16 protein-coding genes are annotated in these 13,900 nt (G+C 54.6%); 2 read left to right on the forward strand and 14 right to left on the reverse strand.

All coding sequences use genetic code 11. The features are described from left to right. Nucleotides 1-3 precede the first annotated feature (3 nt). The 13 genes from ACFPB1_RS02370 to ACFPB1_RS02430 form a co-directional block, all read right to left on the reverse strand. The gene (locus ACFPB1_RS02370; RefSeq protein WP_379221461.1) at nucleotides 4-654 is read right to left on the reverse strand and encodes a phage baseplate assembly protein V; all 651 of its coding nucleotides are present in this window, start codon (nucleotides 652-654) and stop codon (nucleotides 4-6) included. Beyond that, nucleotides 651-1,736, reverse strand: coding sequence for a phage late control D family protein (locus ACFPB1_RS02375; RefSeq protein WP_379221463.1), 1,086 nt, complete (start codon nucleotides 1,734-1,736; stop codon nucleotides 651-653). The genes ACFPB1_RS02370 and ACFPB1_RS02375 overlap by 4 nt, the downstream gene beginning before the upstream one ends. A gap of 4 nt (nucleotides 1,737-1,740) precedes the next feature. Then, entirely contained in the window at nucleotides 1,741-2,370 is a 630-nt protein-coding gene (locus tag ACFPB1_RS02380; protein ID WP_379221465.1) for a LysM peptidoglycan-binding domain-containing protein, read from the reverse strand. A gap of 21 nt (nucleotides 2,371-2,391) precedes the next feature. After that, nucleotides 2,392-3,234 (reverse strand): hypothetical protein, encoded by an 843-nt coding sequence (locus ACFPB1_RS02385; protein WP_379221467.1) that lies wholly within the window; start codon nucleotides 3,232-3,234, stop codon nucleotides 2,392-2,394. Between the two features lie 3 nt (nucleotides 3,235-3,237). Further along, on the reverse strand, nucleotides 3,238-3,675 hold the full coding sequence (locus ACFPB1_RS02390; protein ID WP_379221469.1) for a phage tail protein: 438 nt from the start codon (nucleotides 3,673-3,675) through the stop codon (nucleotides 3,238-3,240). 12 nt (nucleotides 3,676-3,687) lie between these two features. Then, on the reverse strand, nucleotides 3,688-3,900 hold the full coding sequence (locus tag ACFPB1_RS02395) for a DUF6760 family protein (RefSeq protein WP_379221693.1): 213 nt from the start codon (nucleotides 3,898-3,900) through the stop codon (nucleotides 3,688-3,690). After that, nucleotides 3,864-4,232 (reverse strand): phage tail assembly protein, encoded by a 369-nt coding sequence (locus tag ACFPB1_RS02400; protein WP_379221471.1) that lies wholly within the window; start codon nucleotides 4,230-4,232, stop codon nucleotides 3,864-3,866. The genes ACFPB1_RS02395 and ACFPB1_RS02400 overlap by 37 nt, the downstream gene beginning before the upstream one ends. A gap of 35 nt (nucleotides 4,233-4,267) precedes the next feature. Further along, nucleotides 4,268-4,705, reverse strand: a complete 438-nt coding sequence (locus ACFPB1_RS02405) for a phage tail protein (RefSeq protein ID WP_379221473.1) — start codon at nucleotides 4,703-4,705, stop codon at nucleotides 4,268-4,270. Between the two features lie 35 nt (nucleotides 4,706-4,740). Continuing rightward, nucleotides 4,741-6,525: a phage tail sheath family protein gene (locus ACFPB1_RS02410; protein ID WP_379221475.1), complete on the reverse strand. Its 1,785-nt coding sequence runs from the start codon at nucleotides 6,523-6,525 to the stop codon at nucleotides 4,741-4,743. 38 nt (nucleotides 6,526-6,563) lie between these two features. After that, complete coding sequence (locus ACFPB1_RS02415; protein ID WP_379221477.1) at nucleotides 6,564-7,178, reverse strand: DUF4255 domain-containing protein; 615 nt, start codon at nucleotides 7,176-7,178, stop codon at nucleotides 6,564-6,566. After that, nucleotides 7,175-9,355 carry an ATP-binding protein gene (locus ACFPB1_RS02420; RefSeq protein ID WP_379221479.1) on the reverse strand — a complete coding sequence of 727 codons (2,181 nt, stop codon included), beginning with the start codon at nucleotides 9,353-9,355 and terminating at the stop codon, nucleotides 7,175-7,177. The genes ACFPB1_RS02415 and ACFPB1_RS02420 overlap by 4 nt, the downstream gene beginning before the upstream one ends. A gap of 287 nt (nucleotides 9,356-9,642) precedes the next feature. Further along, nucleotides 9,643-10,056 (reverse strand): P-loop NTPase fold protein, encoded by a 414-nt coding sequence (locus tag ACFPB1_RS02425; protein WP_379221695.1) that lies wholly within the window; start codon nucleotides 10,054-10,056, stop codon nucleotides 9,643-9,645. 129 nt (nucleotides 10,057-10,185) lie between these two features. Beyond that, nucleotides 10,186-11,268 (reverse strand): P-loop NTPase fold protein, encoded by a 1,083-nt coding sequence (locus tag ACFPB1_RS02430; RefSeq protein ID WP_379221481.1) that lies wholly within the window; start codon nucleotides 11,266-11,268, stop codon nucleotides 10,186-10,188. Nucleotides 11,269-11,442: 174 nt separating this feature from the next. Between ACFPB1_RS02430 and ACFPB1_RS02435 the strand changes: the two genes are divergently transcribed. Both ACFPB1_RS02435 and ACFPB1_RS02440 read left to right on the forward strand, forming a co-directional pair. Continuing rightward, complete coding sequence (locus tag ACFPB1_RS02435) at nucleotides 11,443-12,573, forward strand: LuxR C-terminal-related transcriptional regulator (protein ID WP_379221483.1); 1,131 nt, start codon at nucleotides 11,443-11,445, stop codon at nucleotides 12,571-12,573. 172 nt (nucleotides 12,574-12,745) lie between these two features. Then, nucleotides 12,746-13,078: a hypothetical protein gene (locus tag ACFPB1_RS02440; protein WP_379221485.1), complete on the forward strand. Its 333-nt coding sequence runs from the start codon at nucleotides 12,746-12,748 to the stop codon at nucleotides 13,076-13,078. Nucleotides 13,079-13,156: 78 nt separating this feature from the next. Here ACFPB1_RS02440 and ACFPB1_RS02445 read toward each other — a convergent pair whose 3' ends face one another. Beyond that, the gene (locus tag ACFPB1_RS02445) at nucleotides 13,157-13,879 is read right to left on the reverse strand and encodes a GNAT family N-acetyltransferase (RefSeq protein ID WP_379221487.1); all 723 of its coding nucleotides are present in this window, start codon (nucleotides 13,877-13,879) and stop codon (nucleotides 13,157-13,159) included. Nucleotides 13,880-13,900: the final 21 nt, after the last annotated feature.

The raw sequence follows: 13,900 nt of genomic DNA on the forward strand, positions 1-13,900 counted from the left end.
CATTTAATTAATATTGACCATGGCGCCTTGAATCGTAACCGTCGCTCCTGCCTTGATCGACAGCATAGAATCCGCTTCGATCTCGATCGTCTTCGACTTCAAAACCAGCTTCAAACCGCTTTCCATCCGGATCTCGTTCATAACGGAATCGATCACGATTTTGTTGGAGCCCGTATGATCGACAATCTCGATGTTTTCGGATCCGGACGTATCGTCCATGACGATCCGATGCCCCGCTTTCGTCTGCAGCGTCACTTTCTCATGGCCGCGCTTGTCGTCGAACTCGAGCTCGTGACCGCTGCGGGATTTGATTTTGCGTATATTGTTCTTTCCGTCGTCATTCGTAGCCGGCGGCCGGTCTTGCCCGTTCCAGAAGGCGCCGATCACGTAAGGATGATCGATATTGCCCATCTCGAACGCCACGAGCACCTCGTCCCCGACTTCCGGGATAAAATAGCAGCCTCGATCTTTGCCGGCCATCGGCGTCGCCACTCTCGCCCAATGGCTTTCGTCCTCGCTGCCGCGCCATGGAAATCGGAGCTTCACGCGTCCCATTTGCTCGGGATCTTGATTGTTCGTGACGATCGCATTGGCGACGCCCTGCACTTGCTCTCCGTTCCGGTCTCCGGGTTGCATCAGATCAAGTAAACTCATAGCGCATTCTCCTTGACATGGAAAGTCGTCGTGTAACCGGATCCGCCTATCGTATGGGTGCTCTTCTCAATGTAATAGGCTTTGCTGAACCGCTTGCCGAGACCGTCCAGTTCGATTCGTTTGCCCGGCTGTATGTCCGGAATGCCGATCGACTCCGCGCTGCCTTTGATCAATCCTTCCGCGTGCTGGTTCAGAATCGACCTCGCGAGCTGATCGGCTTCCTGCTGCGAGAAGACGGGATAACGCGCGTTCTCGCTTATTTTTTCGGAGGAGGAGGAGGAGATGAGCTCCCCGCCGCTTTTCTCCTTGGAATGCGACTGTTTGCCCGCTTCGTCTCCGACGCGCGCCTTCCCCACGATTTCCTTTTTGGATTTGGGATCCCAGCCCCGCACTTCAACCTCTTGCACTTGTCCGGCGAAGTTGAGCTCCGGTTGGAAGCTGATCAACGTCTTGCGCCATTCGAGCTTCACGACGGGTGTGCTGTCCAATGCCGGCGCGCGAAAAGTAAGCGTATCCCCGAACACGAAAAACTCGAAGTGATTTTTCTGCGCGAGCGATTGAATCAGCTGAAAGTCGTTTTTGCCGGCGTCTTTAGTGATTTTCGGATAGGGCACTTTCGTGTCCTCGACATCGCTCTTCAGTTGATATTCTGCAGCGAGCGCGGCGACCACGTCGCTGTGCTTCATGTTGTTCCACGACCGGGGCTCCTTCTTCTGCATGAGCTTGTTCGAGAGATCCAATCCGCTCACTTCCAGCTGCGGAGTGCCGCTCGCGGGGAAATTGACCGACATGGAAGTGACCATGCCGACGAGCATGAGCTTAAGCTTGCCGGCGTAACCCATTCGAATCGTCAATCGTTTGGTCGCAGGCAAGAACAGATCCATCCACTTCAAATCGCCTGCGATCGCATCGAACGCATGATCGATCGTAAACGAGAAATGATCCGCTTCTTCAAGCGATTGATCGACGGTTACGCCGGAGATAATCATGCCTTCTCGAATCAAGTTCCGGCCTTCGACCTCGATCTCGAATGCCGGCGTATAAAAATGGCCGTACTCTTTGTCTAACTGCGCGAAATCCATACGATCACTCCAACGGAGGTACGGTTATCGGTTGACCCGGTGTCAATCGGCGAGGGTTCGCAATGTTGTTCGCTTGGGCGATTTCGCGCCATTTGCCGGGGTCTCCGTATTGCTGCTGCGCGATGGCAGACAATGACATGCCGGCGTTCGCCGTCACTTGTCTCGTCTGACCGGAAGCGGTACTCGGGGTCAACTGTTCTTGAATCGTTTTGTATTCCTTGAACGACACGTTCAGCGTCGCGCGCACCGGAATGCCCGAATCGAGGAACATCGTGAACTTCTGGGACACTTTCTCGATGACGCCCTTGAACTCGAGCTTCCCCCAGATAAACTTGCACACCGGAGGCGCGCGCAGGCTGCCGTCGATGTCGAGCAGGCCGGTCACTTGGCTCGTGTACGCTCGCACGTCCTCGCCTTGTTCGTAACTGTCGAAAAAAAGATCCATCGTCAGCATCTGAGCGTTCCCGCTCACGAACTGCGTCGCAGGCACGGATAGGCCCGGAATCGAGACGGACTGGTATTGATTGCCCTTCTCGATCGAATATTCGCTGGGATTGAACAGCACTTTGACCGGTTGTCCTTTATGGCCGCCTTGTTCGTCCAGCGGCTGAATGAGCGCTTTCTCCAAAGCCATTGGCGCCTCCGGGAACTTGGCTTATAAGCCTTTTCTCTGTCGTTCGACTCGCAGCTTCCGCTCAATCTCTTGATACACATCGTCAGTTAACCGTTTCATGTCGAGAGCAGGCGCGGCCAACGCATACGGCGCGAGCGCAACGGGCGGCGCGATATCCTTTACGGCTTCTTCGCGGCGAGGCGGCGAGCTGACCGAGCCCTCGTTGGGATTCGGATCGGCGTGAAGCAAGCTGACGGATTGAGCATAGCGATACGTGCTTGATGCATGCTGATCCGTAAGGCGTTGCGGATGCGGCATGCCTACGGTTGAAGGAGTATTCTGCAACGGTGACACAGGCGGCGCCTGAATCCATGAGGTCGCCATCGGAACCGTCCTACTTGGCTGATGCATCAATTGGAGAGGATGATTCCGTATCAAGGTCGGGTTATGAATAACAGAGCCAAAATGCATGAATCGTTGGGGTGCGAGCTTCGTCTGTTTTGCGTGCTGTTGATTAGAAGCTGGATCCGGTTCTCCCACGTGCTGCGATTCCCGGAAGTAACGCGAAACCTGGCGATGCTCCCGCACTGCTTGTCGTGAAAAACTTATCCGCTCATATCGGTGATCCCGTCGATACGTATGTCTATTCGCCGCATGCTGTACGGTCGTTCGATTCCTGATGCTCACGAGCAATCGTATCTCGATCGGCCGAACGATCGTCAACCATTCGCGTCGTTCCATGAACCGCTCCCGCTGGATATGATTGTTGCGGACGGGAGATACGGCGGCGAGAAACACCAATGCGGCGCGGCTCTTTGACTTCTGAACTGTAATGCCATACTTCCCTATGATTCTCTCGGCGAATTGAAGCGGCGTCTGCGGCATCCGTCATCCGTCCTTGCTAAAGCCGTTGTGCACGAGCTCGATCGACTCGAAGGCAACGCTGCCGCTGTCGGATTTCAGATCCGGTCCCGTCCATTTGACTGGAAACGCGTTCGTGAAGTTCCAGCGCCATTGCTCTTCGCCCGCCGCATCGACCATGATGACGGAACCGCTTCTGCGAGTAATCTCGCCATTCTTCGCGGCTTGGAACCATGTCCACAGCGTATCGGAGCTCGTCAGCCCTCGTTTGATTGTCAAGTTGGGCACTTTCGACGCCTTTACGAACTTATGGACATAGCCGTTGACGCCGCCTTCGCGGAAATCCTCGGTTTCCAGCTCCGTCAGTAAGCCGGACACTTCGGAGAAGCCGCCAACGACGAGGCCTTCGATCTCGATCTGGAACCGAAAGTTCGTCAGCGGATCTTGTCTTACGGCCGTTGGCATTCCGAATCCCTCCTATGGCTTGAATACGTTGTCCGGCGTCTGATTCAGCTTCCGGTGGATGCTCGATATTTCTTCGCACCAGCGCGTTCGTTCCCGGTGTTCCAATTGCATGATCTCCGCGTGCGGCCAGTGAAAATAGTACGCGATGAAGGCTATCTCCTCATACAGCTTATCCAGAGGGTAGCCGTTTAAGCTTCCCCCGCGGCAGCTACCTCCACGGCGAATTTATGCTCGCAGCGCGGGCATTCGGTCTCTACGCCGGTCATGCCGCTGTCGTTCATTTGACGGTAGAGCTGCTGCAAGTACGCCAGATCGCTCGAGAAGAAGCCTTCGACGACGCCGGGATTGATCACTTGCAAATCGCCCAGCTTCGTCACGACGCGGGAGAGCAGAATGACCGTCAGATAAGCCGGATTTTGCTGCACCCGAGGATCTTTCAGCGGCAATATCTCGTCCGCGGCGGTCGCAAGGCGCATGATGCCATCCCGGTGCAGGTTGCCGTGCTTATCGATGTAGCCTTTGGGTAATGTGAATTCGAATTCAGTCACGAATGTCATAAGAGCCCTCCTGATCCAAGTGCGGTATCGGATGATTAGCTGACGCGCGTCATGCCTTCGTGCACGATTTCGATCGATTCGATCGCGATCTCGTTACCTTTGGCGTTAAAGTCCGGCGCATCATATTTCGTCGGCCATGCGCCGACGAAATCCCACCGGGCTTTATCGTTGCCGGCTTCGTCGACGACGATGATGGATAGGTTCCGGCGTTGGATGCTGCCCGCGATCGCTTCCTTGTGCCAGTTGTACAAGTCGAGCGAATCCGTCTGGCCCCATTTGAGCGTAATGTTGCCGTATTTGGTCAAGCCGGAAAGCTTGCGGACGTGCGTCGGGTCCGTCCCTTCCCGGTATTCGATAACGTCGATCGTCGAGTCGAAGCCCGTCGCGTCGCTGAAGCCCGCTTGCTGGATACCGTCGATCTCGATGCGGAATCGGAAGTTGCGAAGCGGATCTTTACGCTGCCCTGTCGCCATGAACATGTTCCTCCTCTATCTCAATCCTTCTACTGTCATGCCTGGTTAATGTCGGCGCCGGAAGCCACTTGCGCGATTCTGAATATGACGAATTCCGCAGGTTTGACCGGGGCGATGCCGATGAGCGCGATGAGCCTGCCGTTGTTAATATCGTCCTGCGTCATCGTCGTATCGTCGACCCGTACGAAGAACGCTTGATCCTGCTTCGTGCCCATGAGCGCGCCGTCGCGCCAGATGCGGGTAAGGAAGTCGTTGAGCGTGCGGCGGACCCTCGCCCACAACTTCGCGTCGTTCGGCTCGAACACGACCCACTGTGTGCCTTCGTCAAGCGATTCCTCGATGTAGTTGAACAACCTGCGCACGTTGATATATTTCCAAGATGGATCGCTGGAGGTCGTACGGGCGCCCCATACGCGGATGCCGCGGCCGGGGAACGAGCGAATGACGTTGACGCCGAGCGGATTGAGAATCTCTTGCTCCGGCATTGTAATCTGGAACTCCAGGTCGACCGCGCCGCGCACGATCTCGTTGGCAGGCGCTTTGTGAACGCCGCGCTCGGCGTCGGAACGGGCGTAGATGCCTGCGATGTGACCGCCCGGCGGCACTTCGATCGTCGCCCCGCTCGTAGGATGAACGATCTTGATCCACGGATAGTAGTAGGCAGCGAACATGGAATCGTAATGATCCGCGCGCGGGTTCACATCCGTAATCTGCGCCATGCCTTTCTTCGAATCGATGATGACGACGCGGTCTCTTAAGTTCTCGCATTGCGTGATCAATGCGGTCGTTAGCCCGTCAACCGCTCCGGAGTTAGGCGCGTGAAGTATGGAGATATCGTCGATATCCGCGAATGCGAACAATCCTTTTTTTTCCGGCCTTTCCGTCTTGTCTCTCTCGAAGTCGGCGACGGCGAGCGTTGATGTCGTAATCCGATAGGTGGAGGTCAGCTCCGGAGCAGTTTCCCAAGCCCGATCGATCGTTACCGTCCTAGATGCCTTGTCATAGGCGGCAATCTTATATTTTTTATCTTTGCCGGAGCCTGTGCCTTCTACGATTTCAAGCGTCATGTTCTTGTAGTCAACTTCATCGGTCGAATCCGAATCCGCCAGCTTCATCGTTTTAGCCGCCGCATCGACGCTTAACGGTTTGCCTTCGCTCTCGTTCGAGTCCAGTCCGCCAATCAATAACATGGCTTCATTTTTGTCTTCCTTCGTTAACGCGCCCGTGTCGCCGCTTTCGACCTTCAGGACGATGTAGGCGGATGCGCCGTTCACTTTGGTGCCATAGAAGTCCGGGGAGGAAGCATCGGTGGAGACGTTATCGAAGCTCTCCGTGATCGAGGGCTGCTTTTTTTTATCGGCGAACATCGCGGCTAATGCGGCGGAATCCAGATTTTCATCTTTCAAGTCATACACGTTGATCTTAATCCCGCTAAGCGATCCGCTATCTACCATTACGGCGACTCGGTTGCCCCAAGCGCCTTCGCCGACCGCGGAGACGGTTAAGGCGTTCTGAGCTGCCTTATTTAGCAATTTGCATTTGGCGGACACGGCGCTTACCTTGGTGATCCGCGCAATATAGCAGCGTTTGCCGCCGTTATCGAAGAATCCTTTCACCGTATGCGGCAAGTACGGCGTATCGCCGAGCAAGCCGCCGTACACCCTCTGATACTGGAGCCAGCTCGTAATCAGTCTCGGCGTCGTCGGACCGCGTTCGGTCTGGCCGAGAAATCCGGCCGTGCTCGTGGACACCCCTTCGATTGGTTTTCCTCCGAGTTCAATCTCTTCCACATACACGCCTGGCGCAAAATATTGCGGCATCTTCTCTTCCTCCCTATATAACTGCGCTTCAACAATTATCAAGCGTCATCGTCTTTTTGCGCGATCAATTGCATAGGCGCAGTGAATTTGAACATTCTCGTCTCCACCGTTTTCGCAGGTGCAGGCGCGGCGGGTTCCGGCAAAATAACGAGCGGCGATACGACGTAGCACACCGACGGACGCAAATTATTATCTGAGAAAGCCGTCCAGATGTCGGATAACTCCGGTACGGTGACCGGATTGAGCGTGACGCGCAATTCCTGCTCGCTGTCAGCCAAACTCTCTTGAAGCACATCGCCTCCAAGCGAAGCGTGATTGTGCAGGACGCTCATCGCCCTTCCGAGCAGCTGATGCTCTTCGATCGTCCGATCCGTCAAGATCGCCGCTGACGAATACGCGGTCAGCATGTAGTGCAGATCCAAGACGAGCGGCGGCAGTTTGTAGGCCGATGTCGTCGGAAGTATACCGTCCTGATAGCGCATGTACGGATTTTCGAGGATGTTGTACAAGAATAATGTCAAGCGAATGTTCGAAGCGACGATTTCCGCAGGCGAATGCAGTACGATTTGTTCGTTTGGGACCATGTCCTTCATCCCGTCCTGCAGCAGCAGGAGGAGCGTTTTCCCGACATCCGCGATCCCGTTGGAGCTCACGGTCCACCTCCTCCCAGTAAGGCGTAGTAAATGCCGAAGTCTTCCTTGGACGTCAACTTGCCCGTTTTATCCATCTCCCGCTTGATGGCTCGGACGAGATGCTCCATCCCGATCGCTTGGCCTTCTTTGGCCGCAAGAAACGCGGCGGACAATACGACGTTCTTGATATGCCCGCCGGAAATTTTAAACTGCCGCGCCAGGAACTCGTAATCGATGTTCCCGTGCCGCGGGGCTTCAGACGGGAACATGGCTTTCCAAATCTCGCTGCGCTGACGGTCGTCCGGAATCGGGAATTCGATGCAGTGCTGCATCCGGCGGATAAAGGCGGCGTCCATATTGTGATACAGATTCGTGGCTAGAATGGTAATCCCGTCGTATTCTTCCATCTGTTGCAGCAAGTACGCGATTTCCGTATTCGCATGACGATCCAGGGCGTCCTTCACTTCGGTGCGTTTGCCGAACAGCGCATCCGCTTCGTCGAAGAACAGAATGGCGTAGCTGTCTTCGGCGCCTTGGAAGATGGCATGCAGGTTTTTCTCCGTTTCGCCGATGTACTTGCTTACCACTTGAGAGAGATTGATGCGGTACAGGTCCATCCCCAGCTCGTTTGCGATCACCTCAGCTGCCATCGTTTTCCCCGTACCCGGCGGGCCGTGCAGCAGAATATTGATCCCTCGGCCCCGGGAGAGCTTCTTGCGGAACCCCCAGGCTTCATGAACGACGCTGCGGTACTTCACTTGATCGATGATTTCTTGCAGCCGCTTCATTTGATCCGGCGGAAGAATCAGGTCCTGCAACGTCCCCGCTGGCGTCAATGGATCGGCAAGATGACCGAGGCTATGATTCGACTCCGCATTGCAGGATACTTGCAGGTCCTTCATACTGACGCGCGCATGAACCGGATCGCGCCATAACGCCAGGTTGCGGGCCATATTCAGCGCATGCTGAATGCGTCCGGGCGTGAAGCGAAATTTGTCCGCGACGGCGTCCAAATCCACGCTTTCTTCCAGGGGAACCTGCACGGCCATTCGTTGCCAAAGCGTTCTTCGAAGCTCAGGCCCAGGCAATTCGAACGCGACGTGTATAAGGCTCTCGTGTCCGCTTGATTGCAAAGCCGGCCAAGCACGTGTCCCCAACACGAAGGTCAAGTTGGGAAACAGCTCCATCGTGTCCATGAAAGCCGCGATTTCTTGCGGATGTCGGTCTGGGTGGGCAAATAGCGAATCTGTATGAAGGAGACATAAGGCTGCGGGGTGCAGATGCGCTTCTCGGCACAGGAGGAACAAACAGTCTGCAAAAGTCATGGGGTGTTGAAGCAGTTTGGCGACGTCTCCGACGAGCAGCGAGATCCCGAGTTCCCGGCATACGGCCTCCGCGCAACGCCGTTTCCAAGATCCGGCCTCGCCGGAGAAGACGAACAGTACCTTCCGATTTAGGGCCCCGCTCGGAGTGAGCTGAGTCTGGATCAGATGCTGCATACGGCCGAGAAGACGATCATGGAGCCAGTCGCTATCGGGATCGGGGGGCCGCTCCGCAAAGTATGCCGCCGTTCCAAGCCTTCCGTCCAGCTGTTCCATCCCGATCAGATAGTTGACGATTGGCGAATCCACGTATAGACTGCGGGATCGTAGCCCATGGGAAGGATCGGGTTCACGGAATCGAAGGAGCTGGAACTTCATCAGCTTTGCCGAGGGGTCCACGATCGCTTGCGCCAAGATCCGGCCGGTTTGAACCGTTCGAAGCAGCTGCACCGCCAAATCGACGGTTGGCGTCGTCCGCGCTGCATCTTTCTGTATATTGGCATACTGCCGGGCATAGCTGCTATCCAGTTCGGGCGCCAGGGCAATGATTAATAGCGACTGTTCGATGTCAGATAACCGGAACAACTGCGACAAGTACGGAAGCGCCAATTGAACGCCAGCCTTCATACTTGCTATCGTTCTGCTCCGTATCCGAGCTTCGAGGACATTATATTCGTGCAAGAGGGGTTGTTCGGACCAGCCGAGTCCTGCAGTCTCATCTGCCGGATGGACGGAAACCGATTCCGATAGGCGCAGCCGGTGGATCTGGATCATGTAGTCGAGACGTTTTAATACGTCCTGGAGATATTCCGAATTGTCCGCGTAAGGTGCTTCCGCAAGGCTTGCTTCCGTGCTGGTTTGCAGCAAGCGATCCATTGGGAATCGGTTGGCCCCCTCTTATTATTACTTCACGCCGGAAAACGTCATGCGAATGAACTGTTACTACTATAACTTGTTCGGGGACATCGTCAAATCCATCTCATGACCCAACGCGACATGCGCATAATATGTCATAATAAGGAATATTAGTAATAATAATATACGTAATTGTCCGAAATGATTTCTTGTTCGATGTTTCTCTGGGCCTAAGGAAGCGAACCGCGATTCAAATCAATATACGAGCAATATGCCTCAGAGAAAGCAATGTCACCTTCCGTCAGAACTCACCTGTGTTCAGCCGAATCTGCAAGGCCTTGATAACGGAAGCCGAGAGGACGCCGTCTTGAGGCGTTCAGTCCCCCATTATTCAATTCAGTTTTAGGTTTCGGCTGCACCGGCTTCTTCTCTTCTTGTGTTTTGAAAAGCTGGCGCAAGTAATCCTTGCTGTCTTCTTCGGAAATATGGCCGACTTGGTACGTGATTTGGAATATTTTTTCCAAATAATCGTATGCCGAAGCCGCATCTTGCTCTTCGTCGTATTCCAGCGCCACCTTGTAGACTTCATTCAAACATTTCGTCACCCAGCGGATGTCGACGGCAACGACGATCATGAAGATGTCGGCTGACAAAATCAAATGCACGGCTTGCAGCACCTCGATGACGTTTTTCGGCGTGCATCGGTCGAGGTCGTCGATTATAAAATAATGCGGTCAACGTTTGGATGCTTGGAATCTGTTCGATGCAAGAGCTCGCCCAGTTTCTCGAAATCCTCGCGCAGCATGTGGATAAAGCCCAATTCTTTATTGTAGGCATCGGATCGGATGCGTTCAAGCCAGATAGTATTGAATGATCTTTCCGGAGCGGATCTGCTCCAGCTCGTATTGGATCCTTCTCAAAGCTTGATCGGTATGCTCGATTTCCGATTGGATTTGAGCTTTCGATCTGGCCGCCGCTTCGATTTTACCGAAAGCCTCACGGCAAAATTTTATCGCGTTCTCCACCTTTTTGTCCTTGACGGTTTCTCGTATGAACGCTGCCACGCCAATCAATGGTGATAGCCATGCCCAGTTCGGATTCCAGTCACCCGAACGGCTCAGGCCGAAAAAAGCGGCCGCTCCGGCAGCCAGAAAAACCGACAGCGCAAACCATGCCGACCTCGGCGTATAGCGAATGACCAAGCGTAGTCTCGTGCGCAAGGATTGAACCGACGCCGCCAGCTTGATTCCGCGCTCCCGCGCTTCTAGCGCAACCAAGGCGTCAGCGGTAACCCTCGATATCTCTCCATTTTCATTCAAATTCTCCAAGTACGAATTGCCCAGCTTCGTAATTTCCTCTTTGAGTAGGTGATCTTTCAAATCGCTTATCGTCTGGGATTGTTTCTCTTTCTTATCAAGCAATTGATCTCTTTCCGTTTTCAGTTCAATTACGGATGGAATATCCTCCATCCATTTCCCGCGAAGAACGCTGTTGCCCGTGACGGATTCATGGACTTTCGTGTAAATATGATTGGCTAGGTTCGCATACAAATTCGTATCCATGTAATGCCAGGCATTGAACTCGACATGGACGACTTTGGAGAGGAAAGCCGGATTATTTGTTTCCGCGAGCCGATCGACCCGCCGCTTCATTTCTTGCATGAAGAAGCTCTTGCCCGCTCCCCACGAGCCGAACAACCCGATCGCCATATTTTCGACCTTGCTCATGACGGCCAGTCGCGCTAGCGCTTCGGCATCATCGCCGATGTTGAGCCGATCGACCTCGAAATCCTGGTCTTTATTGTAGGGAGGTAGTTGCATACCTTTGGGAGCATAGGAGGATTCTTGCATCGAATTGAAGTTGGGCACGTCATATTCCGGCGTTTCACTGGAAGAACTATTCGTCCCTTTGGATTCGAAGTTGAACTCACTCATGATTTAACAGATGATGCATGCTCATCCCGACCCCACCTTTCCACCCGCAAATAAGCAAATATCCTTCTGAAAACCTCCTGCCGTCCCGGCTTGCATATTTCATTATAATTCCAACGATGATACAATTTGTATACCTACAATTTGGGGGTAGTCATTTCGTTCGGGGAGCGATGAATGATGAAAATTAGCGGCCACTATCAACGAGCAATGGTTCAAATTAAGCGCTTGTGTTACGCCGGACTGGACGACCGGCAATTGCGCAATGAAATCATCGGCATCTTGCACCCCGTCATCGCGTACGATCTTTGCTGCTTTCAAACGGTAGACCCCGCAACCGGCTTAATCACGTCCAACGTTCGGGGAGGCATTCACAATCACGAGGTGAGCGACGTCGAGCATGTTTTTTTCGAGCACTTGTATTTCGAAGACTATCTCCCGGCTTACCGGCGCTTATTGCACTCCGGCGTTCCGGTTAACCGGTTGTCGGAAGAAACGCTCGGTCATCCCGGTAAAGCGTACCGCCATCACATGCTGTACGCTCCGATCGGCCTCGACGACGAAATCCGCGCCGTCATGTTTTCCGGCAAAAATATGTGGGGCACGCTGGTGATGGCTCGAGAAAAGTCCGCCTCTTTATACTCCGAGCAAGATGCATGGATGCTGGCCAAGCTCGCGCCCCATATCAGTACGGGCATTCGAACAGCCATCCAGCAGCGGATGGTCTCAGTAGAACCGGCCGATTCAGATGCTTTGCAGCAGTTTGATATTCCAGGCCTCCTGATTTACGATCCCACCGGGTATATCGAGTCTTACACGGATGCCGCGGTGCATTGGTTGAAAGAATTAGGGGAGCTTCATCCCGATTGGTGCCGCAAAGAACTTCCCATATACATAACGCAAGTCGTAAGCGCCCTCAAAAAATCGCTGTCCATGCAAACCGAGGATGATATCAAGCTCGTGCCGGAGATGGCTCGCTATGGTCGGAATGGACGCTGCGTCACCATCAAGGCTTATGAAATGAGCGCGGATGACGATCGAAATCGGAAAATCGGCATTATCCTGGGGCCAGCCGTGCATCGCGATCTCATCCGATTTCAGACGGCCGCTTACGGACTGACTTCACAAGAAAAGGTCGTCGTTCATCTCGTGGCGAAAGGAAATAATTCCTTGGAAATTTCTTCAAAGCTCGCCATTTCGCCTTATACCGTGCAGGAACATCTCAGCAATATTTTCGACAAGGTCGGGGTAAGAAGCCGAAGAGAGGTCGTGAAGAAGATCTTTTTAGCCAATCTGCTCGAGGGGTAAATCCAGCCTAACGAGTCCCGTCAGCGAACCCAATCAAAGCGCCGTCCTAGGGCCTCATGCCCCGCGACGGCGCTTTGCGTTGTGAGGAAGCGATGCCCAGCACAATCGAAATTGAATAACGAACCTATGTTCGCATATAATAGTAAGAAACAACCGGGTTAGGGATGATACCATGAACGGCTTTGATCCGATTATTGCTCTGAATCTCCGAATCGCCTTGCTGGCGGCACGGGATAGCGCCGAAGCCTTCGTCGCGGAAACCGGCGGCCTGACGCAAGCGATCGGCAAGCTCGTCGGCAGATGCGTATTGATGGAACTGGAGAAGTCCAAACAGGTGATGAAAGCGAACAACATGTGGGTTGACGATACGCCTGTCAGGGGAACCCGCTATCGGTACTTGCTTCAAGGAAGACGCGGCGAGCATGAAGCGACGGAGGCGGATCTGCAGCTGCACCTCGGGATCGTGCAGCGAACATTGGCGCACAAAATCAATCAATGCCGGTAATCGGCAAAAAACACCGGCTGCCTTCACTTGGCAGCCGGTGTTAAAGATGAAGCTGAATCGATCATTGCCTGGCCGGCATCACACAATCGCGAAGTCAGTCCCGTAGTAGTCAAGCGCCAGCTTCTGCGCGACTCGCCGAGAGGAGAGGTTCTCCCAGGACGTGCTGTAGAGCGGGATCCGGCCCGCCTGCCGGACCGCTGCCGCCCAACCGGTCACGACGGCCGCGGCGTACCCCCTCCCGCGATAAGACGGCAGCGTCTCCAGACCTGCTTCATGGACGCGGGCGGTTATGCGGACGCTGCGGCAGACGGACACGGCGCGTCCGCCGGAGAGGATCGCGAGGCAGGGCTGCGCGTGGTCCACTTCCGCAGCGAGCCAATCGAAGCCGCCGGCCAGCAGCTTGGCGTTTTGCCGCGTGATGACGACCGGAGCGGCTTCGGCCGACGCCGCGGCCGCGATGAGGACGGGAATCCGATAGGCCGGTCCCATCGTGCTGACTTGCCCGTCCAATAGCGCCATATACGCTTCATAATGACGGGGATTCGACAACGGATCGCCGCTGCCGCCCTCTTCGGCGCACAGTGCTTCCAGCTGCCGGACGAGATCGTCCGGCACGTCGTGCCTGAACCGGCATACCGTCGTCCCTTGAATCGTCCTCCCGAGGAACATCCGGGGCGCCACGCCGCCGTTCGGCTCGTTGACCCGCAGCATTCTTCCTCTTCGGTCATACGTGTAGAGCGCCTCGGCCTGCAGCTCCATCAGCACGCGCGCTTCCACTTCTTTCGATGCCCGTATATCCAATGGCCTGTCACGCTCCTTCTC

The sequence above is a fragment of the Paenibacillus sp. GCM10023250 genome, from assembly GCF_042653205.1.
Lineage (GTDB): Bacteria > Bacillota > Bacilli > Paenibacillales > Paenibacillaceae > Paenibacillus_Z.